The following is a 23,696-nucleotide window of genomic DNA, read 5'->3' on the forward strand; positions in this document are numbered from 1 at the left end:
GCCTGGAGAAGTAACCCATGCAGTATCGTTTTCCGGATAACTTCTGGTGGGGCAGCGCCAGCTCGGCCCCGCAGATGGAAGGCGCCGCCAACCGCGGCGGCAAATCCGCCAACATCTTTGACTACTGGTTCTCCATCGAGCCCGAGCGTTTCCACAACGGGGTCGGCCCGACCGATACCTCCACCTTCTATGACAACTTCGAGAGCGACATCAAGCAGCTCAAACAGCTGGGGCACAACAGTTTTCGTACCTCCATCTCCTGGTCACGGCTGATCCCGGACGGGGTGGGCGAAATCAACCAGGAGGCGGTCAGCTTCTACAACGCCCTCTTTGACCGACTGCTGGCCGAGGGGATCACCCCGCTTATCAACCTCTACCACTTCGACATGCCGATGTGCATGCAGGAGCGTGGCGGCTGGGAGAGCCGGGAAGTGGTGGCCGCCTATGTGCGCTACGCCACCCGCTGCTTCGACCTGTTTGGCGGTCGCATCAAGCACTGGTTCACCTTCAACGAACCGATCGTGCCGGTCGAGTGTGGCTACCTTGGCCACTACCACTACCCCTGTGTGGTCGATTTTGGCCGGGCGGCCACCGTCGCCTACCACACCGCGCTGGCCCATGCCGGTGCCGTGCAGGCCTATCGCGCCTGCCAGCATGATGGCGAGATAGGCATCATCCTCAATCTGAGCCCGACCTATCCCCGCTCGCAGGATCCGGCAGATATCGCCGCCTCCCGCATCGCGGATCTGCTGCTCAACAAGAGCTTCCTCGATCCGGCCATGAAGGGGAGCTATGACCCCGAGCTGGTCGCCCTGCTGGCGCAGTATGACTTGCTGCCGCAGGTCGAAGAGGGTGACAAGGCACTGCTCGCCGCCGGTAAAGTGGATATCCTCGGCATCAACTACTACCAGCCGCGCCGGGTCAAGGCCAAAGAGGTGGCCTGGCAGGGTGTGCCGCGTACGCCGGAAGATCTGTTCGACTACTACGAAATGCCGGGCCGCAAGATGAACCCTCACCGCGGCTGGGAGATTTACGAAAAAGGGATCTACGACATCCTCACCGACCTGCGGGTCAACTACGGCAACCTCCCCTGCTACATCTCGGAGAACGGCATGGGGGTCGAAGGGGAAGAGCGCTTTATCGGTCCCGAGGGACGAGTGGAGGATGACTACCGCATCCAGTTCATTCGCGAGCACCTCGAGTGGCTGCATCGCGCACTGGAAGAGGGCAGCGCCTGTCGCGGCTATCACCTGTGGACCTTTATCGACAACTGGTCGTGGCTCAACGCCTACAAGAACCGTTACGGCTTCGTCCGCCTCGATCTCAAGAGCCAGCAGCGCACCATCAAGAAGAGCGGCTACTGGTTTGCCGAGGTCGCGCGCAACCATGGTTTTAATTAACGCATTTACGTAAGGAACGACACATGTTCGATCTGGACAACATCACTGAAGAGGCCGCCACCTGCAACGATCTGGAAGAGGTGGTAATGGGGCTCATCATCAACTCCGGGCAGGCCCGCAGTCTCGCCTACACCGCGCTGAAAAAGGCCAAGGAGGGGGATCTGGCCGCCGCTCACCAGCTGATGGCCCAATCCCGCGAGGCGCTCAATGCCGCCCATCTGGTGCAGACCCAGCTGATCGAGGGCGATCAGGGGGAAGGCAAGATCCCGGTCACCCTGGTGCTGGTCCATGCCCAGGATCACCTGATGACCTCCATGCTGGCCCGTGAGCTGATCAGCGAGCTGATCGAGCTGCACGAAAAGCTGCAGAACCAGTAACCTCCGGACGGGGCGAGAGGCCCCGTCATCGGCCCGCAGATCAGGAAGCGACTCATGAGCGTCAAGACAATCCGGGAATCCGAACTGTTTAACAACAAACCGTTCCACATGTTCATCTACAACAAACAGGTGAGCGGAACCGGTTTGCACCAGCATGACTATTACGAGTTCACCCTGGTTTTGACCGGCCGCTATTACCAGGAGGTCAACGGCAAGCGGGTACTGCTGGAGCGGGGGGACGTGGTGTTTATCCCGCTCGGCTCCCGCCATCAGAGCCTCTACGAGTTCGGCACCACCCGCATCTTCAACGTCGGGATCACCCGTACCTATTTTGACGAGCACTTCAAATACCTGCTGCCGGAACACTTCGTCGCCTCACAGGCCTATGCGCTCAAGAGCGAGTTCCTCAGCTATATCGAGTCGGTACTGGTCTCCCCGGGCTTTCGGGAAGAGGCTCTGACCGAATTTCTCGAAGTGGTGACCTACGCGGTGATGAACCGGCTGCGTCACTACAAGGACACCTCCGCCAGCGATGATCTTCCGCTCTGGCTCCACGAAACCGTGGAGCGGATGCACGATCGCCCCCTCTTTGCCGAGGATGCGCTGGCCAACATGGTCTCCCTCTGTGGCAAGAGCCAGGAGTATCTGACCAGGGCCACCCGGCGTTACTACAACAAGACGCCGATGCAGATCATCAACGAGATCCGGATCAACTACGCCAAGATGCAGCTGGAGGTGACCAACAACTCGGTGGCCGATATCGCCTTCGAGACCGGCTACAACGACGTCAGCCTCTTTATCAAAAACTTCAAGAAGCTGACCTCGTTTACCCCGGGCAGTTACCGCAAATATCTCTATCCGAAATTCGAAAGTTCAGCCTGAAACCAGCGAGTTGCTGACCTAAACAACCCGGTTCAAGAGAACCAACCCATTGTCACCAGCCCCTGCCACAGAGGGCTGCGGCCCCTCTCACCCTGATGACAGAGCGGCCACCATCAAACCGATAAAGATCGATGAAGAGGGATTTATGAGCGAGAAGATCAAGGTAGTCACCATAGGCGGCGGCAGCAGCTACACCCCCGAGCTGGTCGATGGTTTCATCAAGCGCTACGCCGAGCTGCCCATCAGCGAGCTGTGGCTGGTGGATATCCCCGCTGGCGAAGAGAAACTGAACATCATCTTCGATCTCTGCCAGCGGATGATCCGCCAGGCGGGCATCCCCATGACCCTGCACAAGACCCTGGATCGCCGCGAGGCACTGGTGGGCGCCCACTTCGTCACTACTCAGCTGCGGGTCGGCCAGTTGCAGGCGCGGGAGAAGGATGAGCGCATCCCCTTGAGCCACGGCATGCTGGGGCAGGAGACCAACGGTGCAGGCGGCCTGTTTAAAGGGCTGCGCACCATTCCGGTCATCTTCGACATCATCCGCGACGTCGAAGAGCTTTGCCCGGATGCCTGGCTGATCAACTTCACCAATCCGGCCGGCATGGTGACCGAAGCGGTGCGCCGTCATACCAACTTCCGCCGCTTTATCGGGGTGTGCAACATTCCGGTCGGCATGCAGATGTTTGTGCGCGATGCCCTCAAACTGACCGAGCAGGATCACCTCTCCATGGATCTGTTCGGCCTCAATCATCTGGTCTTTATCGGCGATGTGCTGGTCAACGGTGAATCCCGCTTTGACGAGCTGCTGGAAGGGATCGCCGATGGCAGCCTGACCCGCGCCAGCTCGGTCAAGAACATCTTCGATTTGCCGTTCGACCCCGGTTTTATCCGCGGCTTGCGCCTGCTCCCCTGCTCCTACCTGCGTTACTACTTCAAGGAGAAAGAGATGCTGGGGATCGAGATGGGCGAGTTCTACAAGGGCGGTGCCCGGGCTCAAGTGGTGCAGCAGGTCGAGAAGAAGCTGTTCGAGCTCTACCAGAACCCCGAGCTGTGCGAAAAGCCCAAGGAGCTGGAGCTGCGTGGCGGCGCCTACTACTCCGATGCAGCCTGCGAAGTGATCAGCGCCATCCATAACGACAAGCAGAGCGAGCACTACGTCATCGTGCCCCATCAGGGCCATGTCACCAATATCCCGGCCGACTGGACGGTGGAGATGAGCTGCCTGATCGGGCGTGACGGTGCCATCCCCCACCCGCGTCTCACCCGCTTTGACGACAAGGTGAACGGGCTGGTGCACCTCATCAAGAGCTTCGAGATCGCCGCCGCCAAGGCCGCCATCAGTGGCAACTTTGATGACCTGCTGCTGGCGATGAACCTCAACCCGCTGATCCACTCCGACAACGATGCCCGCATCGTCGCCCGCGAGCTGCTGCTGGCCCACCGCGAACACCTGCCCAACTTCGCCGCCGCCATCGACGCCCTCGCCTGAGGCCAGCACGCCCCGCCTGACCACAGGCGGGGCGCTTAACCGCAAGGGAACCCTCATGAGCAAGAGATTGATCATCAACGCCGACGATTTCGGCCTCTGTCGCGCCCAGAACTACGGCATCATAGAGGCGTTCGAGCACGGGGTCGTCAGCTCCACCACTGCGATTGTCACCTCCCCCGCCATCGACCATGCCGCCTGGCTGGCCAAACGCTTCCCCAAGCTGCCAGTCGGGCTGCACTTTATGCTCAGCTGGGGAAAACCGCTCACCCCGCTCACTTCACTGGTGAACGAGCAAGGTGAACTCAACAAGGGGATCTGGCACAAGAGCGAGGCGAGCGAGCTGGATCTGGCCGAGATATCCGGCGAGCTGGCGAGTCAGTATCAGCGCTTTGTCGAGATCTTCGGCCAGCAGCCGACCCATATCGACAGCCACCACCATGTTCATATGTTGCCGACCATCTACCCGCTGGTGGAGGCCTTCGCCAAAGCGCATGGCCTGCCCCTTCGCATCGACCGGGGCGAAATCGCCCGCCACGGTCTGACTGTCAACCACCCGCAGAGCTGCGAACGGTTTGACGACCGCTTCTACGGCGCGCAGCTAACCCAAGAGAGCCTGCTGCAACTGCTCGATGAAGCCAGTGCACAGGGTGCCACCTCACTCGAGATCATGTGCCACCCCTCCTTTATCGATCTGGAGATGCAGGGCAGCTCCTACTGCCAACCCCGCCTCAACGAACTGGCGATCCTGACCGATCCGGCCCTGCCCGCTCTTATCACCGAGCGCGGCTACCGCCTTGCCAGCTATCGGGAGTGGCGATCTTAAGCTCAGTAAACAGACCGTTAGCTGCCGGGGAAACGAAAGAAGCAGGCAAGCGTGTGCGCCAGCAAGTCAGAAGGCCCCTCGGGGCCTTCGTCTTTGGTCGCTGCATTTTCCGAACAATATCCGCCCTGAATATCCTGAAAATGCCGCTATTTCCCGCTTGAGGTGACCCGCTCAATAGAGCTTTTTCTGGGGGGGGCCTGCGAAGTTAAGGGGGCCAATGCCTTGCATCTTCACTTCGATCAGCGCCGGCCCCTTCAGGGCACAAGCCTGCGCAATGGCTTGTTCAAAGCCCGCCAAATCGGACACTTGCCAACTGGCCAGCCCGATAGATTGACCCAGGGCCCTGAAATCCGGGGTGTGCAGCTGATTAAAGTACTGACGGCCACCAAAATAGTGGTTCTGGATGCCGCGCATCACCCCATAGCCCCCGTCGTTCATCACCAGCAGGACCAGGTTGGTTTGCTCTTGCACCATAGTGGCCAGCTCGCCAACCCCCAGCATCAAGCCGCCATCCCCTACCAGGCCCACCACCTTGCGCGTCGGGTTCGCTATCGCAGTGCCGATCGCCATACTCAGCCCCATGCCGATCGCCCCCGCCAGGGAGTGAATATTGGTATTCGGTGCCCAGATGGGAAACAAACGACTACCCCAGGTACTGCCAGACATGGTGATGTCACGCACCAGAATCGCATCTTGAGGCAGGGCCTGGCGCAGTTGGCCACAGAGGGTGGCATAGGGGCCAAGTTGCTCGGTGAGCGCGGCAATGGCACTGCCTTTGGCCTCACTGATCGCCTGATCAAACGCTCGATTGACCTTGGTTTCCCCCTGCAAGCTATCGCGCAGCGCCGCCAGTACCACCTTGGCATCGCCGCACACGAAGTGATCACTGGCGTAGTTGCGCGACGCCGCGCCGGGGTGAGCATCCACCTGATAAAGGGGACGGGGCAACGCCAGGCTATAGGTGCGGGTTTCATTGCTGCGCAGCCGTGAGCCGACCACAATAGCCAGATCGCACTGCGCCATCAGGGCTTCCACCGCCGCGGCGTTATGAAACGCCCCCAGGCTGCGCGGATGCTCATCTGACAAGATGCCGCGGCCATGGGTCGAGGAGATCACCGCGACCCCGAGATCGGCCAGGGCCAAGACCTCCTCATGGCACGCGAGCGCGCCACCGCCGACCCACAGCAGCGGCTGCCTGGCCGTTTTCAGGGCGGCGACCAGCTTTGCCAGATCCGGCGCAGCCGGTGCGGGAAGCTGCAGGGGGGCGATCGGGCCGAGCTCGGCGGGCAGGGTGATCTGCGCGGCCTGCACATCGATGGGGATCTCGACACTCACCGGCCCCATGGGGACTGTTGTCGCAATGCGGATGGCATCAAGCAGCACTCCCACCGCCTGCTCCGGGCTGTTGATCCGAAAAGCCGCCTTACTGCTGGCTTTGAGAAATGTCAGCTGATTCCGGGTCTCATGGATAAAACTGGCATCCCGATCAAGGTATTCCCGCTCGACCTGACCGGTGAGATGCAGTAGCGGGCTCCCGGCGTTGAGCGCCTCCAGCAAGCCTCCCACCCCGTTACCTGCCCCGGCACCGGTACTGGTGATGGCCACCCCCAAGCCGCTAAAGCGTCCGTGTGCATCGGCCATGGTGACCGCCCCCGCCTCTCCTCTTGCCGCCACAAACCGGATCCGCTCCCGTCGCCCGATGGCATCGGCGATGGGCAAATTGTGGATAGAGATGACCCCATAAACCGAGCCAACCCCATGGGCTTCCAATACTCTGGCGATGGCTTCGCCCACATTGACTTGATTGCTCATGACCTTTCCTTACTCTGTTCAGTGGTTGGCCCGGTTAGTTGCACCAGGGATTGGGTTGATCGCCAAGGCCCAGATAGACACTCTTCTGCTGCATGTATGCGAACACGCCCTGACGCCCCTTTTCCCGGCCAAGCCCGCTCTCTTTGAAACCGCCGAAGGGAGCCGAGACGGAGAATTTTTTGTAGGTATTGATCCAGACAGTGCCCACCTCGAGCCTGCGCGCCAACGCCCAGGCCCGGCGAAAATCTTCACTCCAGATCCCGGCGGCCAAACCAAACACACTGTCGTTGGCCTGTTGCAACAACTGCGCGTCGTCCGCGAAAGGCAGCACCACCAGCACAGGGCCGAAGATCTCCTCCTGACACACCCGGGCTTGATTGGAGAGACCGGTAATAATGGTGGGTGGATAGAAACTGCCCTTGGCATATTCAGCGCCGGTCAGGCGAGCACCGCCGCACAACACCTGCCCCCCTTCCGCCTTGGCCAACGCCACATACTCATCGACTGACTGCAGATGGGATTCACTGATCAGCGGCCCTATGTGTATCCCCGGCTGCTCAGGGTGGCCAATTCGCAGCTCCCGGGTCAACGCCAGCAAGCGGGTGAGAAACGCTTCATATAACGACTGATGCACAAACAGCCGCGCCCCTGCGATGCAGGCCTGCCCTGCCGAGCTGAAGATGCCATATACCACCCCTTTGGCAGCCAACTCGAGGTTCGCATCCGCCAGCACTATGGTCGGTGACTTGCCGCCAAGCTCCAGCGAGGTTGGGATGAGCTTGTCGGCAGCGATATGGGCCAGCCGTCGCCCGGTATTGGTACCGCCCGTGAACGAGATCTTTTTAACCAGCGGATGGCGAGCCAGCGCCTCACCAACGATGGAACCCCGTCCCGGCAACACGCTCAATAACCCCTTGGGCAACCCCGCCTCTTCAAAGATACGGGCCAGCGCCAGTGCCGCCAGCGGAGTGGCATCGGCCGGCTTGAGCAGCACCGCATTGCCCCCCGCCAGAGCAGGGGCAATCTTCTGCATCTCGCTGGCGATGGGGGAGTTCCACGGGGTGATCGCGGCCACGACGCCTAACGGCTCATGGACGCTGAGGGTCATGAAGTCCGGCGATCTCGGAGTTGGCAACTGCTCATCGAGGGTCTCGCAGACGGCCGCAAAGTAGCGGGCCGTACCGGCGGCACTGGCGACCAACCCACGGGTCTCCTGCAGCGGCTTGCCGTTGTCTCTGGTTTGCAGCCGCGCCAGCTCTTCACTGCGCAGTTCGATAAGATCCGCGACCCGATAGAGCACTGCGGCCCGTTGGTGGGGCAGGCTATGGCGCCAGGAGGGATCACGCCAGGCCCGCTCGGCCGCCTCGACGGCCTCTGCCACATCCTCCACGCTGGCAGTACTGATCTGATCATTGATGCTGCCATCGGCAGGAAAATAGCTGGTGCTCACCGGGCCACGCCCCTGGCGCCATTCACCCGCGATATAGATAGGTTTCACCATGTTGCTGCTCCTTAAATAACCAAGCTGTCGCTACATTGGCGACAGGCACGCACCACGCTCAGTGCAGCCAGCGTGGAGGTTTTCGGATTGGCCTCCAGCGGGAAACCGCTCATGGCGATATCGAGTTCACCAAACCGACCACACGCTTTGATTTGGTGCTGGTTGCGCCCAATCGTCGGGTCGACAACCAGTTCAACCTGAGTACGATCCATGCCCAACCCGGCCAGCGCGATGGTGGCAGCCACGTTGGCATTAGCAGGAAACAGCATGGCCGCCTCCCGGGCTGACCCGCGAAAGAAAGTTGTCGGTTCAGAGATCCGGGCCAGATCGATCAATCGCTCGGCATAACTCCCTCGCCAACTCTGGGGACTCTTGCGCCCCTGATAGGTGACCGACTCCAGCCCCCCCTCGCGGGCGGCGGCTAGACCATCGATCCCGGCGATGGCTCCGGCGAGCACCAGCATGGTGCCGCCCCCCTGACGGGCGGCCTCCCGCAGTTGCCGGGTGAGGGTCTCATCGGCCAGCGCGCCCACCGAGATGAGCCCCAGCGTCCAACCCCGGGTCAATATCGCCGCCCCGTGCTCACGCACGGCCGCCTGCCCAGCACACTCCACCACCAGATCCGGGCTTGCCGTACACTCTTCAATCCGGCTCAGCACCGTCACGGCGGGTCCCAACTCGGCTTGCACCAGTGCCACGCTGGCCGGGGGCACCACGACCCATTTCAGCATCAGATCCTCAGGCAGCAGCGTCATCACCTCACGGGCCATGGCACCAAAGCCCACCATCATCAGTTGTTTCATCATCTCTCCTAGAGGTGCCTGTTAAAGCCACCCGAGACATCGAGCGCTGCCCCGGTGGTATAGGCCGCCAGTGGCGAGGCCAAAAAAATCAGCGCACGGGCAGGCTCTTCGGGTTTGCCCAACCGTCCCATGGGTATGCCCCTGCGTGCAGCGATCCCCTGTGTCCACTCCTCCCAACTCAGCTGTTGCTCGCTGCGTTCGGCAAAGCGGCGACGCCACTGCTCCGACTCCACCATGCCGAGCAAGATGGAATTAACCCGGATCCCCTTGGCGGCAAACTCATGAGCCAATGAGTGGGTCAGGTTTAACAGGGCGGCCCGAGCGGCCGAGGTCGCAATCATGTGTGGCTCTGGCTGTAATGCCAGCAACGAATTGACATTGGTGATGGAGGGGCATGGCGAGCGCGTCAGCTGATCCAAAAAAGCCTTGATGGGATAGATGACACTGAATGTTTTCAGCCGGCTCTCTGCCAGCCACTGCTCATCGTCGGTCTGCTCAAAGTTGGAGACACGTCCCTGACCGGCGTTGTTGATCAACATGTCGGTACCGCCAAAACGGGCCTCGACCGCCGCAGCAAAGGCCGTCACCGCCTCTTTATCGAGTACATCGCACGGGTAAGCCATGCAGTTGTCCTCGGGAAAGCTGGCCAACATCTCGGCCAGCGAGGCAGCCAAACGCTCGGTATTGCGTCCACACCAGGCCACTCGAGCCCCCTCGGCCAGTAACAACCGCACGGTTTCCAGCCCGATCCCCGATGAGCCGCCCGTTACCACGGCTACCTTGCCTTTCACGTTAAAACTCACGGTTATCCCCCTCGATTGGTTAATAAAGCGACCAGTTGCACAACGGCCCGGCTAAACGCCGCAGGTTGATCGATATAACTGGCATGACCCGCCCCCGGCAGAGGCTCGCAATGAGCCTTGCCATGCCCGGCAGCCAGGGCCAGCACTCCTACGGGTGGCGTAATGACATCCTCTTCGCCATAGATCACCCCGATCGGAGCGGGATAGCGCGCCAGATAATCACTAATATCGTCATAGGCCAGCAGATAGGAAGCAGCCTCGAAGCCCACCTGGGTCAACCCGGTCATGCTGTTGGCAACCAGCGCCAACTGGGCCTTACTTGCGCTGGGGCCCAGCAGCACAGGGCCACGGGCGGCCGCGAGCCCAGCGTGGCCCAGGGTGCGCAACATCTCGGGGCGCTTGCGATAGATCTGCTCCCGCATCTCAGGTTCGTCCCGGCCATAACCCTGTGCGGGATTGGCCAACAGCAGCCCCCTGACGCTATCGGGTTGTTCACTGGCATAAGCTGCGGCCACCATGGCCCCCAACGAATGCCCCAGCAACAGCGGTTGCTCCAGCTCAAGGGCAATGATCAACTGATGCAGCACTCTGGCATACGCCCGGGCGTCCGGAGTTGAACCTGGCAGCGGGTCACTCTGGCCATAGCCGGGCATATCCCACGCCACCAGGGTGAACTGCGCAGCCAACTGCTCCAATTGGCACACCCAGGAGCCGGAGCCGGAGCTGATCCCATGCAGTAACAGCAACACGGGCCCCTGCCCAACCCGACGATAGGCCAACTGACGCCCGGCCAGCATCGTCCGTTGCAACGGGAAGTCAGTGAGACGAGCGACCAGATCGCCCATCATGAGACCCGCTTGATCTTGGATAACGGGTGGGTGTCCGGGTAGGTGGGCGTGGTCGGCTTGCTGGCCCCCAGCATCACGCACATCAGTGCATCCTCCTCACCATGGTTCAGCAGACCACGATAAATTCCCGGCGGAATGGAGATAAGATCCCGCTCATTAAGTTGGGTCTCAAATTTTTCCCCTTCGAACTCGACGAACAGGGTTATCGAGCCACGCAGCATGAAAAACACCTCTTCTACATCGTCATGGAGATGCAGCGGCCCTTCACACTGGGCAGGCAGCACCATGGTAGAGAAAGTGAAATGCTCGGAGGGGACGGTATTGCTGTCGCTCTGTACCCCTGTGGCCCCCGTGCCCATATAACGCATCTGGGCACGGCGATATTTAGGGTCATAGTCAGCCTGGAATTTCAGGGCATCGAAGTCATAGCGACGGGTGCTAAAGCGGGCGATGCGACTATCCAGCCACTCTCCCAGACTCTTGTCAGCGGGTTTATTCCAGGTGGCAAATTTCGCGTTCATAGTGCGTTTCCTCTCAGTGGTTATTGCTCAGTTTCAGATAAAGAGCGCCCCTTCCGCGGCAACGGAATAAGCAGCCAGTCAGGTCAGGATCAGTACTTTTTAACGAGGGGGAGCAGCAGCAGCGAACCGAGCACGGCCACCCACACCAGGAACATCAGTCCCAGATTGAAGTCTCCGCTCCGGGTCACTATGTAGCCCATCAATACCGGGGCGGCAGATCCGGCGAAGTTGCCAAAGCCGTTGAAAATCCCCCCCGCCGTCGCACTCACTTCTGACGGCGTGAGCCGGGCCAGCAAGGCGAACACGGCTGACACACCAAAACCCCAGCTCATAGTGCTCACCGCCAGAGCCAGGATCGCCAGCACAGCGTCATGAAGCTGCAATACCAGATAGAGCGCACATCCGGCGAGAAACAGACCGGCAAATACCTGTACCGCCCGCTTGCCTGTTTTATCAGAGAGGAAGGCGCCCGCTATCTCCCCAAACAGCATGGCGATGAAGGGCAGTGACGAAAGTGCGCCGAAGGAGGCAAGATCCACCCCTTTCTCTTCGATAAGGTAACTGGGCAACCAGCCGTTCACGCCCCAGAGATAGGTCAACAAGGCGGCATTAAAGAGACAGAGGGCCCAAAACGAGGGGGACTTGCACAATTGCTGACTATTGTGAAAGTGCTGCAGCCAGGTCACCCGCTTCTTCGGCGAACCATCAGCACTGCCACTGTTCAGTGAGACCCCCTTCAGACCCCAGTAGACCACCATCAAGGTCGCCAGCGTCAACCCGGCCATCACGAAGAAGGTCATCTGCCAACCGTAGCGATGGAGGATAAAGGCGGTAATGGGGAAGCCGAGCGCAGCGCCTATCGGAGTGCCCAGCAGAAACATGGTACTGGCCCTGGCCTGCTGCCCCGAGTTGTAACACTGTTTGACGATGCTATAAGCCAGCGCAAACAGCGGGCCTTCGGCAATCCCTAGCAGAACACGCAACACCAGCAGTTGTTCATAACTGGTCGCCATGCCCATCATGGCCATCAATATTCCCCAGGAGGCCACGCCTGTCAGCAGGCAGGTTCGCGGGTTGATGATGTCACCGATAAAGCTCAGGCAGACAGATGAGAGGCCATACGCCAGCAAGAAACTGCTCATCAACCAGCCCAGCCTGGTCTTGTCAGCCCCGATGCCCATTGCATTCTGAAACACCGGGTCCGAGAACAGCACTGCAATACTGATCTTGTCAAAGAAGGCCAGTACCACACACACCATGAGTACGACGGAGATAGACCATTGCCGCAACAGGCTCACAGGGGCTGGTTTATCGGTCATCAGCAGGGTTTCTTTTATGGTTTCCATACTTGTTTAACCTTGTCGTCCTGTTACGGTTTCAGCGTCATCAGATTGACTGTGATGTCAGCCAGTTGTCCGGCAGGCAGCAGAGTCCCCCCCTTGAGCCATCGTTTGCCAAGTTTCATCAACCTGGCGTCATTGACCGTCACCATGGACTCCAGCCGCCCTTCTGCATCCAGATAGATAAATGAACGCTGATGTTCCCCGTAGTAGCGCTCAACCAGGCGGCTGGCGTGATTGGCCGGAGTGCCCAATATCTGGATATTGCAGTCATATTGATCCGACCAAATCCAGAGTGCCTCCCGATACTCGCAAGGCTCACCCAGCATCGACTTGGCCACGCTGATGGCCTGATTCTGGGCATTGGCCCAAGACTGCACGCACATACCCAGCGTGGGGTGCACGGCCACATCCCCCGCGGCATAAATATCCGGGTGGGATGTCCTGCCGAACTCATCGACCAGCAGGCCATTATTAACGGCCAACCCCGCATCGCGGCCCAGCTCGGAGGCTATTTCCGCCCCGGCCCCCACCACTACGGCGTCCACCTCCTGCAGCAACTGACCCTCTCGCAGCAGTCGGACTGCCCCACCGTCGGTCACCACCAGATCAATGGCGCCACACGCCAGCTGAACGTCAACCCCCTGCTCCTGGTGCAGCTTCATAAGAAACGCCGACAGCTCGGGCCTCACACTGCGGGCACACAACCGGCTTGCCTGTTCGAACAGGCTCACAGCTACCCCGTTGGTTCGCGCCGTCGCAGCCACCTCCAGGCCAATCCATCCGCCACCCAAAATGGCCAGACGCTTGCCGGGCAGCAGTCGCTCACGCAGACGGATGGCATCTTCGACGGTGCGCAGGGTAAAGACGTGGGGCAACCCCAACCAGTCTCGCACCGGAACACGGGCCCGGCTGCCGGTGGCGATCAGCAGTTTGTCGTAGGCCAGAGTCACCCCGTTGGCCAGGCTTACCTGCCGCTGCTGCGGGTTGATGGCCGTTGCCAGCACAGGTTTGTGCCAATCGATATCCATGGCGGTAATCGCCTCGTCGGAAAAGAGTTGCAACGCCGCCGGGGCCATAGTCCCCGCCAATACCTGTTTGGAGAGGGGGGGGCGCTCATAGAACACCTGCTCCTCGGCAGAGATCACCGACAAACGCCCCTGATAGCCCTGTTGCCTCAGGGTGTGTGCAGCCCAGGCCCCCGCCTGCCCTGCACCTATGATCACAATCCGGCTGATGGTTGGATGCATGGCTCAGACCTCCTGCTTGAGCTGCCGCCGGGTACGGCTATCGAGCCCCCCCTCAATAGCCCACTCGGTAAAGAGCTCCAGACGATGTTCCATGGTGCGGGGCTGCCACTCCAGGGTCAGATAATCATCGTTGGTGTAGTACTCGAACGCCCCGCCCAGTGGGCTGTTGACATACCAGAAGTAGGCCGACGAGATCGGGTGACGACCCGGCCCCATAAAGGTGGACCAGCCATGTCGATTCATCGCCAGGCCAGCGCCAACCACCTCGTGAATATCTCGCACCGTGAAAGCCACATGATTGAGCCCCGCCGATTTGCCCGGCACATGCAAGAGGAAGAGGTCATGATGGTGCCCTTCCGCGGCGCAGCGCATGAAGGCGCCCTTGCCCTGATAGCAGTCAGAGAGATGGAAACCGAGTCGATCACGGTAAAATGCTTCTGTGCGGGCAAGGTCAGGGGTAAAAAACACCACATGTCCGATCCCGATGGGTTCACCACGCTCATAGACAGGGCTGGCCTCATTGATCCGGCGAATATCCCCATGTTGATTAATCGGCGTCACCCGTAACTCGACCGGTCGCTGCGCACTCAATTGAAAACTCAGGGTCATGCCATTGGGGTCCTGGCAACTCAGACGCCCTTCCTCGCTTCGCAATGACGGATGCCCCGCCAGCCGCTCGGCCAGTTGCGCCAGACACCCCGGGCTGGCCACGCCCCAAACCACCTCGCGCAGCGTCGAGCCGCTCTCGAAGGCCGCCGGCAAACGGGGGTCATCCACCTCGAACAGATAGACCCGACTCTGATTAAGCGTCAGGAAGAGATCCGCCCCGGCGATATCACTGCTGGCCCGGCGCAACCCGAAATCAGCAAGAAACGCGGCTGCCTTGGCTCTGTCGATCACCCCGAACTTCAGGGTTTCAATTCCAGTAATCTTCATGCTCACACTCTCTTAATTGGGATGTCATCCGCTCAGTTGAAGACAAAACCGCCGTTAACCGGCAGGTTCTGACCCGTGACAAAGGAAGCGAGATCAGACAACAGATAGAGCACGGTGCCGTTTACATCCTCAGGCACCTGCGGCCGGTTGATGGCCCGCCCGTCGACATAGTGCTGATGACGCGATGCAGGGACATAGGTGGTCGCCTCAACCTGCGTCAGGCCAGGACTGATCGCGTTGACGCAGATGTTGTACTCCCCCAGCTCGCGAGCCATGGAGCGGGTCATTGCCAGCAAGGCCCCTTTACTGGCCACGTATGCCATTAATCTGGGGGCCCCCCACAATGCGGTGTCGGACGCGATATTCACCACCTTGCCGGCACCGGACACCTTGAGATAAGGCACTACCGCCCGGGTCATCAGCCAACTGCCACGGACATTGACCTGCATGACGCGATCCCACACCGCCACATCCAGCGCCAGCATGTCGACGCCACCAATACCGGTCGCGATGGCACCGCAATTGACCAGCCCGTCGAGCCCGCCCAGTAGCTGAGCTGCATCATGGGCGCAGCGGGCAATGGAGTCCGGATCAGCCAAGTCCAATGACAGGCCATGTGCCATACATCCCTCGGCAGACAGCGCCCTGGCACCGGCTAACACCTGCTCGGCAAGAATGTCCGCCATCACCACACAGGCACCCGCCGCACAGGCGGCCCTTGCAAACTCCAGCCCCAGCCCTCTGGCCGCTCCGGTGATCAGCAATCGTTTGCCCGACAGCAACCTAGACATCGCTCACAGCCTCTTCCCTGACTTGCAAGCGGGCCAGTTGCTGCTCTGCCATCTTCTTCATCAATCTGCGCAGCCGCGACAACCCCACATCATGCTGATAAAGAAACTCGTGTTCGCGGGCATCAGGGGCCATCTGTTCAAGGATCACCCGGTCTTGTTCCAGCACATCCCAGTGCAACTTTTCCAGATGGTTGCGATAGAGGAAGCGCCACACATTGCGCTGCCAACCGCTGACCTTGCGTGCGCGCCAGAAGAATACCCGGGTGTGGTGCTCGTCTACCGGGGTGGCGAAACCGACAATCCAGAACTCGCCGCCCGGCCCAAACTGCGGACGATAGGGGATCGACAGGCGCAACCAGAAAGTTCCGCTGCTGCCAAATTCCACCCAGTCGAAATTGACACCACTCTGGCCAGTTTTCTCGAAGATGAATCCCTGTTCCGTGTTGCGAGCCCGCATATCAGCACTCTTGTCCCCTTCGGCCATGGAGTGGGAAGTGCAATGCAGGTAGCTGCCATGCATGGGATCCATCACGTTATCCACCGCATAGCGGTAGTTGACCGCCCAATCGGCTTGACAGAGGAAGTGGCTCCACTCCTCACTTTCCAACTGTTCCGGCAGCACCAGCTCTGCGGGTGTGCTCTCCGCTTCCAGGCCAAACCACAGAAAGATAGCGCCGTGCTTCTCGATGACCGGATAAGAGCGCAGGCACTTGCTGCCAGTCATGGGACAGGCATCGACCGCCGGCACATCGGTCACCACGCCCGCGCCATTTACCTCCACGCCGTGATACCAGCAAGCCACCCGATCCCCCAGATTCCAACCCAGCGAGAGCCGGGCTCCCCGGTGAGGGCAACGATCTTCAAGCGCGTTGACCTTCCCCTTGGTATCGCGCCACAGCACGATATGTTCACCAAGACGCGTGATACCTACCGGATTGCTGCTCACTTCCCAACTGGATACCACCGGATACCAGAGATCCTTGAGACCCAAATTCAGGTGATGCTCCAGTGCACTTTGTTGCTTCATCGTGTTCTCCTCGCTATCTGCAGTGGGCCGCTCAGTAACCGAGGCGGGCCATCTCATCCTGAAAATTGGTACAACTCCACGGATCGCCCGCCTCATTGCGCAGTCCAGACCGATTGAGGGTCTCTACAAGGGACTCCAGCTCGGTAATGCCCTCGGCAAAGGCCTTCTCCAGTTGACTCACCAGCGCCAGCTCATAAGCGGTCGGCTCGCGGTAGCGGTTCTGCCATATCAGGTTGACCGTCTTGCCCGGGATCTGAATGTTGTTTTGCCCGGCCTCAGCACTGGGCTCCTTATTGAGCCAAGCGGCCAGTTTGGGATTGAAATTCTCCATTCACTGCTTCCTCGTCATGCCATGTGAAGGAGTACGTCGTCGCCTTCGACGCGTACCTCGTAGGTGTTCAAATCGCGGCAACCCGGGCCGCTTTGCAGCTTGCCGGTGGGTATATCGAAAATGGCCTCATGCAGCGGGCACTCAACCGTGCGCCCTTCCACGAACCCCTCACTCAGCAGGGCGTAGGCATGAGGGCAGATATCCTCGATGGCATGAAGCTGCCCCTCGATCATGAATATCCCAACCGCTTTCCCCTCGACATTGAGCGCCAGATGCTCCCCATCCGAAATCGCACTCAATTTACAAACCGGCATCCAACTCATCTCGCCTCCGAAAAATTCACTATAGAAACATTTTTTCGTATGCAAACACGTTAATCGCCAAGAGCAACCCATGTCAATGAGTTGTGTACTTTTTGTTACCATCACCACCAAAGCCTCCTCCATGAGGTGCCACGATAACGCTCATCGACCCTCTGTTGAGGGGTCGCCAGAACGGAAATGGGTCAGTGCAGCTGAGCGCAACAGGCAACTGGGTTTGATTATCCGATTGAATTTGATGATTAATTTTTGATGTTTGAGAAGGGCGCTACGCTCTGCCACCATCGACGCAGGTTGGCGACAGTCAGCCATGAACATGGCCCCAAGGCATCAGCAGCTATCCAGTGGCGGGAACAAGATTTAACAATCTGACCAAGTTGCGTTATTGCTGGCCTGATGTTCGAGCAGCAAATGCTCGGTAGTACACTGGGTGGCAAAGAAAGGAGGGGGGATAAACCGGGAGTTGCAAATCATGCAACAAGCCATGCGCTTGCGCATGGCGTTACAAAAAGAGCGCTATTTTTCAGGGATTACCGTTATTCAAACTGAGTGTACGCGACAGATCGTGCGCAGCATGGATCACCTTATCCCGAATGCGTCCTTCAAACTCCTCTCGGGGAAAACTTTGCAGGGGGCAGCTGACAGAAACCGATGCGATCATGCGGCCGTCACTTAACCGATTTATCGGTGCCGCACAGGCAGCCATCACGGGATTGTAATAGCCCCAGCTGATCAGCGCCGGTTGTCCCCGTACCTCAGCCATGCAAGCCAGCAGTGACTCAATGCTGTTCGGGGTTCCCTCGGTGTAGGTGGACCATTGATAATCACGATATAGCTCGATAATGGCCTCATCAGACAAGTCAGAAAGCAGCAACTGACCGGTGACGGTTGCATGGGCTGGCCATCGGGTGCCCACTCCTACCGTGCTGGTAAACGGCCCTTTCGCCTGATAACGATCGACAAAGACTATGTCTGTCCCCTGACGGATCACCAAATGGCACGCAATGGTAATATCGTCCCGCAAGCGCTGCATGATAGGCCGCGATGGCTCCAGTAAATCCAGCCCCGAGAGATAGGTAAATCCCAAATCCAGCACCCTGGAAGTCAAGCTATAGCGTCTGGACCCATCTGCCTTATACAAAAAGCCACAGGTTTCCAGGGTATAGATAATACGGAAAGCACTGGAACGATTGACATCAATGACTTCGGCAAGCTCTGACACGCTTAATTCTCTTCGCTCTTCGCTAAATGCCTGAAGCGCTCTCAGTCCCCTTACCAAGCCTGGCACTGTATATCTGTCATCTGTCTCCATATATCTCCCTGAAGTACCTGACATTTTGTTAATTAATGGGAAAATTTGACCATGGTAGGGGGGGAACGTCAATCAATGACCCTCTTTCTCCATCAAATGGCAGGAGACAGTCAACATCCGCACCGCAGGCGAGAAGCTGACGAGAGTCTATGAGCGGAGCAACAGGATGACGACTCAGGGCTCAAACATGGATGCAGACAACTCAGCCTCAGAGAAGAGACGCTCATCGAGCAGTTAGAGATGAGAGAGATAGCCGTCATCCTGCTCCAAGTCACAAGATGCGGGGACGCTTTGACGGCATCCCATTTGCGACCAGGAGCACTTTCTAGCAAGACTACACGGCACAGATACAAAAAAGCCCAAGCGGGTGACCGCTTGGGCTTTCTCTTTGAATATGGCGGAGGAGGTGGGATTTGAACCCACGGATGGTCGCCCATCGCCGGTTTTCAAGACCGGTGCATTCAGCCGCTCTGCCACCCCTCCGAACGGCGTGCATACTACGCTAAGCCCTTGTTCATATGCAATACATATTTCCTGTGGGATAGTGTGCGGGAGCAAAATGGCAGGTGGCTTGAAATTGTTCCTCGTCATCCCTATTTGTTCTACATACAATGCGTAAACATGCAGTAACAAACAGCGATCACGAGGCGGCTGCTCGCCGTCTCACCCGGACATCAAGAGGACACCCAAGATGGATACCCGTTCTATCTACACTGGCACCCAAAGTGCCGTACGCGATACCAACAAGGTGCTGCGTAACACCTATATGCTGCTCTCCCTCACTCTGGGCTTCTCTGCCGTAGTGGCGGGCATCGCGACCGTAATGAACATGCCGCCGCTGCACTGGGCCATCTTCCTCATCGGCGTATACGGTCTGATGTTCCTGACCGAGAAGAACCGCAACAACGGCATGGGGCTGGTCTTCACCTTCGCCCTGACCGGTCTGCTGGGCTATAGCCTGGGCCCCATCATCAACATGTATATGAATAATGGTGGTGGCGAGATCGTGATGACCGCCCTTGGCGGCACCGCGCTCACCTTCTTCGGTCTGTCGGCCTATGCCCTGACCACCAAGCGTGACCTCTCTTTCATTGGCGGCATGCTGTTCGTCGGTTTCTGGGTACTGCTGGTGGCCATGATTGCCAACATCTTCCTGCAGATGAGCGCCCTGAGCCTGGCTCTGTCCGCCATGTTCATGCTCTTCTCCTCCGGTGCCATCCTGCTGACTACCCAGCAGATCGTGCGCGGCGGCGAGACCAACTACATCTCCGCCACCGTCACCCTGTATGTCTCCATCTACAACATCTTCCTGAGCTTGCTGAGCCTGCTTGGCGGCAACCGCAACTAATCAGAAACCCCGCTTCGGCGGGGTTTTTATTGGCGCCGATTTTTGTCAGGATAAGTTGTAAATCAAGGATATGAAGCGAAGTGGCCCTGATTTGGATCAGGGCCACTTCACGCTTGGCGGGTTACTATCTCGCTCTCGTTTCGATCAAGGGTTTCACCTGTCTCATGCCGATGGATCTCTCTGGCCTGCTGCGCCGACTGCTGACCGATAGTCACATCTACTTCGCTCTCAAGGTGCTGCTGGCCATTCTCGGTCTGCTCGCCTTCACCCTGGCTACCGGCAATATCCAGCTCACCGTGCTGCTATCCCTCGGAGTAGTGGCGGGCGCCATCGCCGAAACCGACGACAGCCTGTGGGGACGGCTCAAGAACCTCGCCATGACGCTGATCTGCTTCATGTTTGCGTCCCTGTGTGTGCAGTATCTCTACCCCACCCCCTGGCTGTTTGCCATCGGGCTGGCCAGCTCCACCTTTATCTTCGTGATGGTGGGGGCGCTCGGCGCCCGCTATGCCACCATCAGCTTCGGCTCGCTGCTGATCGCCATCTACACCATGCTGGGGGCCGCCAAGGCGCCAGATCTCTTCTACCAGCCGCTGGCGCTCGGCGCCGGCGCCCTCTGGTACGGGCTGGTCTCGTTTATCTGGCTCTGGCTGCTGCCCTACAAGACCCTGCACGAGCAACTGGCCCAGAGCTACTTCGCCCTTGGCCGCTACCTGCTGGAAAAGTCCCGCTTCTTCCCGGCGGACGAGCACGGCGCCCAGGCCATTCGCCACAATCTGGCCCAGCTCAACATCAATCTGGTGAGCGCGCTGACCCTCACCAAGTCGGCCCTCAACGCCCGCCTGAGCCGCCGCCATCCGGCGAGCCCCGAGCTTGCCAGCCTGCTGCGCCTCTATCTGCTGGCGCTGGAGATTCACGAGCGCGCCACCTCCAGCCACTACCCCTACAGCCGACTGGAAGCGGAGCTCAAGCAAGGCATCGTACTGGAAGGATTTCAGGAGGTGTTCCTGCAACTCTCCGAGGCGTGCCAGCGGCTCGGTTACGCCATTCTGGTGCACAAGCCCTACGCCCATAACAAGCGCATCCACTGGACGCTGGAGGCCCTCGGCGATCAGCTGGAGTTCACCAATCTCAAGCAGCACTACCCGAAAACCCTGCTGACGCCGATGAAATTCCTGCGCCGCAATCTGGCCAGCATCAACCAGTTGCTGGGCAGCGCCGAAGCGCTGCAAAACCCCGAGCAGCCGGAGCAGGATCTGCCCGCGCTGGCGCGGCCGCCCCGCCTGCCGCTGCTGGCCCAGCTCAAGCAGCACCTCACCTTGCACTCCATGGTGTTTCGCCACGCGCTGCGTTTGTCGCTCGGGCTGGTGATCGGCTACGGCATACTGCAAACCTTTGATATGGATAAGGGCTACTGGATTTTGCTGACCGTGCTGTTTGTCTGCCAGCCCAGCTACAGCGCCACCCGCCGCCGACTGGTGCAACGGATGCTCGGCACCTTCGCAGGTATTCTGGTGGGTATTCCGGTGCTCTGGCTCTTCCCCGAGCTGCACGTTCAGCTGGTGGTGATGGGGCTGGCCGCCTTCCTGTTTTTCACCCAGGTGCGCAACAACTACAGCGCCGCGGTCTGCTTTATCACCCTCTACGTGCTGATGGCGTTCAACCTGCTCGATGGCATCGGCTTTGCCATTCTCGGGCCACGGCTGCTCGATACCCTGCTCGGCTGCCTGATCTCCTACGGGCTGGTGGCCTGGCTCTGGCCGGACTGGCAGTACAAACGGCTGCCGACGCTTATCGCCAACTCGCTCTCGGCCAACGCCCGCTACCTCTCGGCGGTGCTGGCGAGCCTCAAGCAGCAGCGGGACGAGTCCATCGACTATCGGGTGGCGCGCAAGAGCGCCCATCTGGCGGACAGCGAGCTGGCCACCGCCTGGCAGAGCATGCTGGTGGAGCCGCAAAAGCGCCGCCGCTTCCTCGATCTCTGCTTTACCCTCACCTGGCGCAACCACGCCCTGCTCTCCTACATCTCGGCGCTGGGGGCCCATCGCGACAAACTGGAGGCCATCAGCGGGCTGGATGAGGTGCGCCACCATATCTGCCACACCCTGGAGCAGGCCGCCAGCCATCTGGCGGGCAACCCCTCCAGCTCCATCGGAGGTCAGTGCCCGGTGATAAGTCCGGACAGCAGCGAGGAGCAGCTGATGCTGACCCAGCAGCTCAACCTGATCAGCGAGCTGGCGGATCAGCTGCTGCATCTGGCCAACGAGAGCCGGTTGCTCACCGGGGATCAAGGCGCTACCATGCCCGCCCAATCCCGATAGCCCCATTAGCGAGGAGCCCCCATGTCTGCGTCCGAAAAACATCAGCTGGAATTCAACGGCCAACTCATCGAGACCGATGCCAAGGGCTACCTGCTCAACAGCAACGACTGGAGCGAGGAGCTGGCGCTGGTGCTGGCTGCGCAGGAGGGGATCGAGCTGGAGGAGCCGCACTGGGAAGTGGTGCGCTTTGTGCGCGCCTTCTATCTGGAGTTCAACACTTCCCCCGCCATCCGTGCGCTGGTCAAGGCGATGGAGAAGCAGTACGGCCCCGAGAAGGGCAACAGCCGTTACCTCTACAAGCTGTTCCCGGAAGGGCCCGCCAAGCAGGCAACCAAGATTGGCGGCCTGCCCAAGCCGGTAAAGTGCATCTGATCCCATGCATCTCATCCCATAACAACGGGGGCCGCAACTGCGGCCCCCGTTGTTTTTCATGCGTCTTTCTCACGCACCGCGCATTCATGCCACGCGCACTTCCAGCCAGCCTTATCCCCGCTTGTCAGCCAGCGCGACCAGCTGCTCCGCCAGCCGGTGACCGTGCAGGTAGGAGGCGATCAGCTCGCTATCCGCCTTGCCGATTTCAACCTGCTGATACCAGTGCTCCAGCATGGCGGCAAAGCCGCGCTGGGCCAGCACCGGCTGCCAGTCGTTGGGGCTAAGCATCTGCACCTGTTTGTCGCGGGCGATGATACCGCGAGTGCAGTTCTCAAGGTGCAGGGAGAGATTGTCGCCGTAGGCATCGATGCGCTCCTCGGTGATCCCCGCGCTGCGGTTCATGCTGCCGCTGATGGCGCGATCGCCGCTCTGCCAGCTGACGCTGACCCCGGCCAACAGGCTGTTGTCCTGCGCACAGGGGCGCAATACCGCATGAAAGTCGCCGTCCGGCACGCCGCCATAGAAGCAGAGGCTGTCGAGCACATGGATAAAGTCGTCAAACATAAAATCCCGCGCCTTGCCCGGCAGGGCGAAACGATGTTTCTGCCAGTTCAGCTCGGTGAGCGGCTGGGCCCGCGCCTCGGCCATGACGGGCAGATAGCGGCGGTTAAAGCCGGTAAAGAGGGCGCAATCTTGCGCGATGGCGAGGTTGGCCAGCGCCTCGGCTTCGGCCAGATTGTCGCACAGGGGCTTGTCGACAAAGGTGGGGATCCCCGCCCGCAGGCACTGCTCGGCCAGCTCGCGGTGAACGGCGGTAGCGGCGTGGATCATCACGGCGTCGGGGCGGCTGGCCAGCATGGCCGCCACATCGGTAAAGCACTCGGCGACCCGATACTGGCGGGCCAGCTTCTCCAGCACCGCCGGATTGCGGGTACAGAGCAGCGGGGTGACCCGCTCGTCGCTCGCCAGCAGCGGCAGATAGGCTTTTTGGGCGATATCCCCCAGACCAATCATGGCAATGCGCATCTCAACTCCTTTTCACTCGATAACGGGACAAGCGGATAACTGCCCGCACCATCGCAGGAT

General features: G+C 59.7%; 23 protein-coding genes and 1 tRNA gene. 8 read left to right on the plus strand and 16 right to left on the minus strand.

The window, feature by feature from the left end; all coding sequences use genetic code 11:
- The first annotated feature begins 17 nt into the window (after nucleotides 1-17).
- The 5 genes from G5367_RS04920 to chbG all read left to right on the plus strand — a co-directional run bounded on the left by G5367_RS04920 (nucleotide 18) and on the right by chbG (nucleotide 4,974).
- Nucleotides 18-1,400: a glycoside hydrolase family 1 protein gene (locus G5367_RS04920; protein ID WP_421244331.1), complete on the plus strand. Its 1,383-nt coding sequence runs from the start codon at nucleotides 18-20 to the stop codon at nucleotides 1,398-1,400.
- A 23-nt stretch (nucleotides 1,401-1,423) separates the two neighbouring features.
- Nucleotides 1,424-1,777, plus strand: coding sequence for a PTS N,N'-diacetylchitobiose transporter subunit IIA (gene chbA / locus G5367_RS04925; protein WP_216978312.1), 354 nt, complete (start codon nucleotides 1,424-1,426; stop codon nucleotides 1,775-1,777).
- A 54-nt stretch (nucleotides 1,778-1,831) separates the two neighbouring features.
- Nucleotides 1,832-2,659, plus strand: a complete 828-nt coding sequence (gene chbR, locus G5367_RS04930) for a transcriptional regulator ChbR (protein WP_421244330.1) — start codon at nucleotides 1,832-1,834, stop codon at nucleotides 2,657-2,659.
- 145 nt (nucleotides 2,660-2,804) lie between these two features.
- On the plus strand, nucleotides 2,805-4,151 hold the full coding sequence (locus G5367_RS04935; protein WP_421244329.1) for a 6-phospho-beta-glucosidase: 1,347 nt from the start codon (nucleotides 2,805-2,807) through the stop codon (nucleotides 4,149-4,151).
- 55 nt (nucleotides 4,152-4,206) lie between these two features.
- The gene (gene chbG / locus G5367_RS04940; RefSeq protein WP_421244328.1) at nucleotides 4,207-4,974 is read left to right on the plus strand and encodes a chitin disaccharide deacetylase; all 768 of its coding nucleotides are present in this window, start codon (nucleotides 4,207-4,209) and stop codon (nucleotides 4,972-4,974) included.
- 171 nt (nucleotides 4,975-5,145) lie between these two features.
- Here chbG and G5367_RS04945 read toward each other — a convergent pair whose 3' ends face one another.
- The 15 genes from G5367_RS04945 to G5367_RS05015 form a co-directional block, all read right to left on the minus strand.
- A complete protein-coding gene (locus tag G5367_RS04945) occupies nucleotides 5,146-6,786 on the minus strand; it encodes a thiamine pyrophosphate-binding protein (RefSeq protein ID WP_421244327.1) in 1,641 nt (546 codons plus the stop codon).
- Between the two features lie 34 nt (nucleotides 6,787-6,820).
- Nucleotides 6,821-8,287, minus strand: coding sequence for an aldehyde dehydrogenase (locus G5367_RS04950; RefSeq protein ID WP_005347561.1), 1,467 nt, complete (start codon nucleotides 8,285-8,287; stop codon nucleotides 6,821-6,823).
- 11 nt (nucleotides 8,288-8,298) lie between these two features.
- Nucleotides 8,299-9,093: an aspartate dehydrogenase gene (locus G5367_RS04955; RefSeq protein WP_254204438.1), complete on the minus strand. Its 795-nt coding sequence runs from the start codon at nucleotides 9,091-9,093 to the stop codon at nucleotides 8,299-8,301.
- Between the two features lie 5 nt (nucleotides 9,094-9,098).
- On the minus strand, nucleotides 9,099-9,893 hold the full coding sequence (locus G5367_RS04960; protein WP_421244326.1) for an SDR family oxidoreductase: 795 nt from the start codon (nucleotides 9,891-9,893) through the stop codon (nucleotides 9,099-9,101).
- A gap of 2 nt (nucleotides 9,894-9,895) precedes the next feature.
- On the minus strand, nucleotides 9,896-10,741 hold the full coding sequence (locus tag G5367_RS04965) for an alpha/beta fold hydrolase (protein WP_421244325.1): 846 nt from the start codon (nucleotides 10,739-10,741) through the stop codon (nucleotides 9,896-9,898).
- Nucleotides 10,738-11,262: a cupin domain-containing protein gene (locus tag G5367_RS04970; RefSeq protein WP_005347566.1), complete on the minus strand. Its 525-nt coding sequence runs from the start codon at nucleotides 11,260-11,262 to the stop codon at nucleotides 10,738-10,740. The genes G5367_RS04965 and G5367_RS04970 overlap by 4 nt, the downstream gene beginning before the upstream one ends.
- Nucleotides 11,263-11,351: 89 nt before the next feature.
- Nucleotides 11,352-12,608 carry an MFS transporter gene (locus tag G5367_RS04975; RefSeq protein ID WP_421244324.1) on the minus strand — a complete coding sequence of 419 codons (1,257 nt, stop codon included), beginning with the start codon at nucleotides 12,606-12,608 and terminating at the stop codon, nucleotides 11,352-11,354.
- Between the two features lie 23 nt (nucleotides 12,609-12,631).
- The gene (locus G5367_RS04980; RefSeq protein WP_421244323.1) at nucleotides 12,632-13,852 is read right to left on the minus strand and encodes an NAD(P)/FAD-dependent oxidoreductase; all 1,221 of its coding nucleotides are present in this window, start codon (nucleotides 13,850-13,852) and stop codon (nucleotides 12,632-12,634) included.
- A 3-nt stretch (nucleotides 13,853-13,855) separates the two neighbouring features.
- Entirely contained in the window at nucleotides 13,856-14,788 is a 933-nt protein-coding gene (locus G5367_RS04985; protein WP_005347569.1) for a VOC family protein, read from the minus strand.
- 32 nt (nucleotides 14,789-14,820) lie between these two features.
- Entirely contained in the window at nucleotides 14,821-15,579 is a 759-nt protein-coding gene (locus G5367_RS04990; protein WP_421244322.1) for an SDR family oxidoreductase, read from the minus strand.
- Nucleotides 15,572-16,606 (minus strand): aromatic ring-hydroxylating oxygenase subunit alpha, encoded by a 1,035-nt coding sequence (locus G5367_RS04995; RefSeq protein WP_236348889.1) that lies wholly within the window; start codon nucleotides 16,604-16,606, stop codon nucleotides 15,572-15,574. The genes G5367_RS04990 and G5367_RS04995 overlap by 8 nt, the downstream gene beginning before the upstream one ends.
- 31 nt (nucleotides 16,607-16,637) lie before the next feature.
- The gene (locus G5367_RS05000) at nucleotides 16,638-16,937 is read right to left on the minus strand and encodes a recombinase-like helix-turn-helix domain-containing protein (protein WP_005347574.1); all 300 of its coding nucleotides are present in this window, start codon (nucleotides 16,935-16,937) and stop codon (nucleotides 16,638-16,640) included.
- Between the two features lie 14 nt (nucleotides 16,938-16,951).
- A complete protein-coding gene (locus G5367_RS05005; RefSeq protein ID WP_005347576.1) occupies nucleotides 16,952-17,260 on the minus strand; it encodes a non-heme iron oxygenase ferredoxin subunit in 309 nt (102 codons plus the stop codon).
- A 520-nt stretch (nucleotides 17,261-17,780) separates the two neighbouring features.
- Nucleotides 17,781-18,593, minus strand: a complete 813-nt coding sequence (locus tag G5367_RS05010; RefSeq protein ID WP_041234490.1) for an IclR family transcriptional regulator — start codon at nucleotides 18,591-18,593, stop codon at nucleotides 17,781-17,783.
- A gap of 371 nt (nucleotides 18,594-18,964) precedes the next feature.
- A tRNA-Ser gene (locus G5367_RS05015) sits at nucleotides 18,965-19,052 on the minus strand.
- A 208-nt stretch (nucleotides 19,053-19,260) separates the two neighbouring features.
- Between G5367_RS05015 and G5367_RS05020 the strand changes: the two genes are divergently transcribed.
- From G5367_RS05020 to G5367_RS05030, 3 genes are all read left to right on the plus strand, one after another.
- The gene (locus G5367_RS05020; protein ID WP_227342215.1) at nucleotides 19,261-19,917 is read left to right on the plus strand and encodes a Bax inhibitor-1/YccA family protein; all 657 of its coding nucleotides are present in this window, start codon (nucleotides 19,261-19,263) and stop codon (nucleotides 19,915-19,917) included.
- Between the two features lie 164 nt (nucleotides 19,918-20,081).
- A complete protein-coding gene (yccS, locus tag G5367_RS05025) occupies nucleotides 20,082-22,238 on the plus strand; it encodes a YccS family putative transporter (RefSeq protein WP_421244321.1) in 2,157 nt (718 codons plus the stop codon).
- 21 nt (nucleotides 22,239-22,259) lie between these two features.
- Complete coding sequence (locus G5367_RS05030) at nucleotides 22,260-22,610, plus strand: TusE/DsrC/DsvC family sulfur relay protein (protein WP_005347582.1); 351 nt, start codon at nucleotides 22,260-22,262, stop codon at nucleotides 22,608-22,610.
- A gap of 111 nt (nucleotides 22,611-22,721) precedes the next feature.
- On the opposite strand, the gene G5367_RS05035 is transcribed toward G5367_RS05030, so the two are convergent.
- Entirely contained in the window at nucleotides 22,722-23,636 is a 915-nt protein-coding gene (locus G5367_RS05035; protein WP_216978299.1) for a Gfo/Idh/MocA family protein, read from the minus strand.
- Between the last annotated feature and the right edge of the window lie 60 nt (nucleotides 23,637-23,696).

Origin of the sequence: Aeromonas sp. 604282 (assembly GCF_049170575.1) — a bacterium.
GTDB lineage: Bacteria > Pseudomonadota > Gammaproteobacteria > Enterobacterales > Aeromonadaceae > Aeromonas > Aeromonas veronii_A.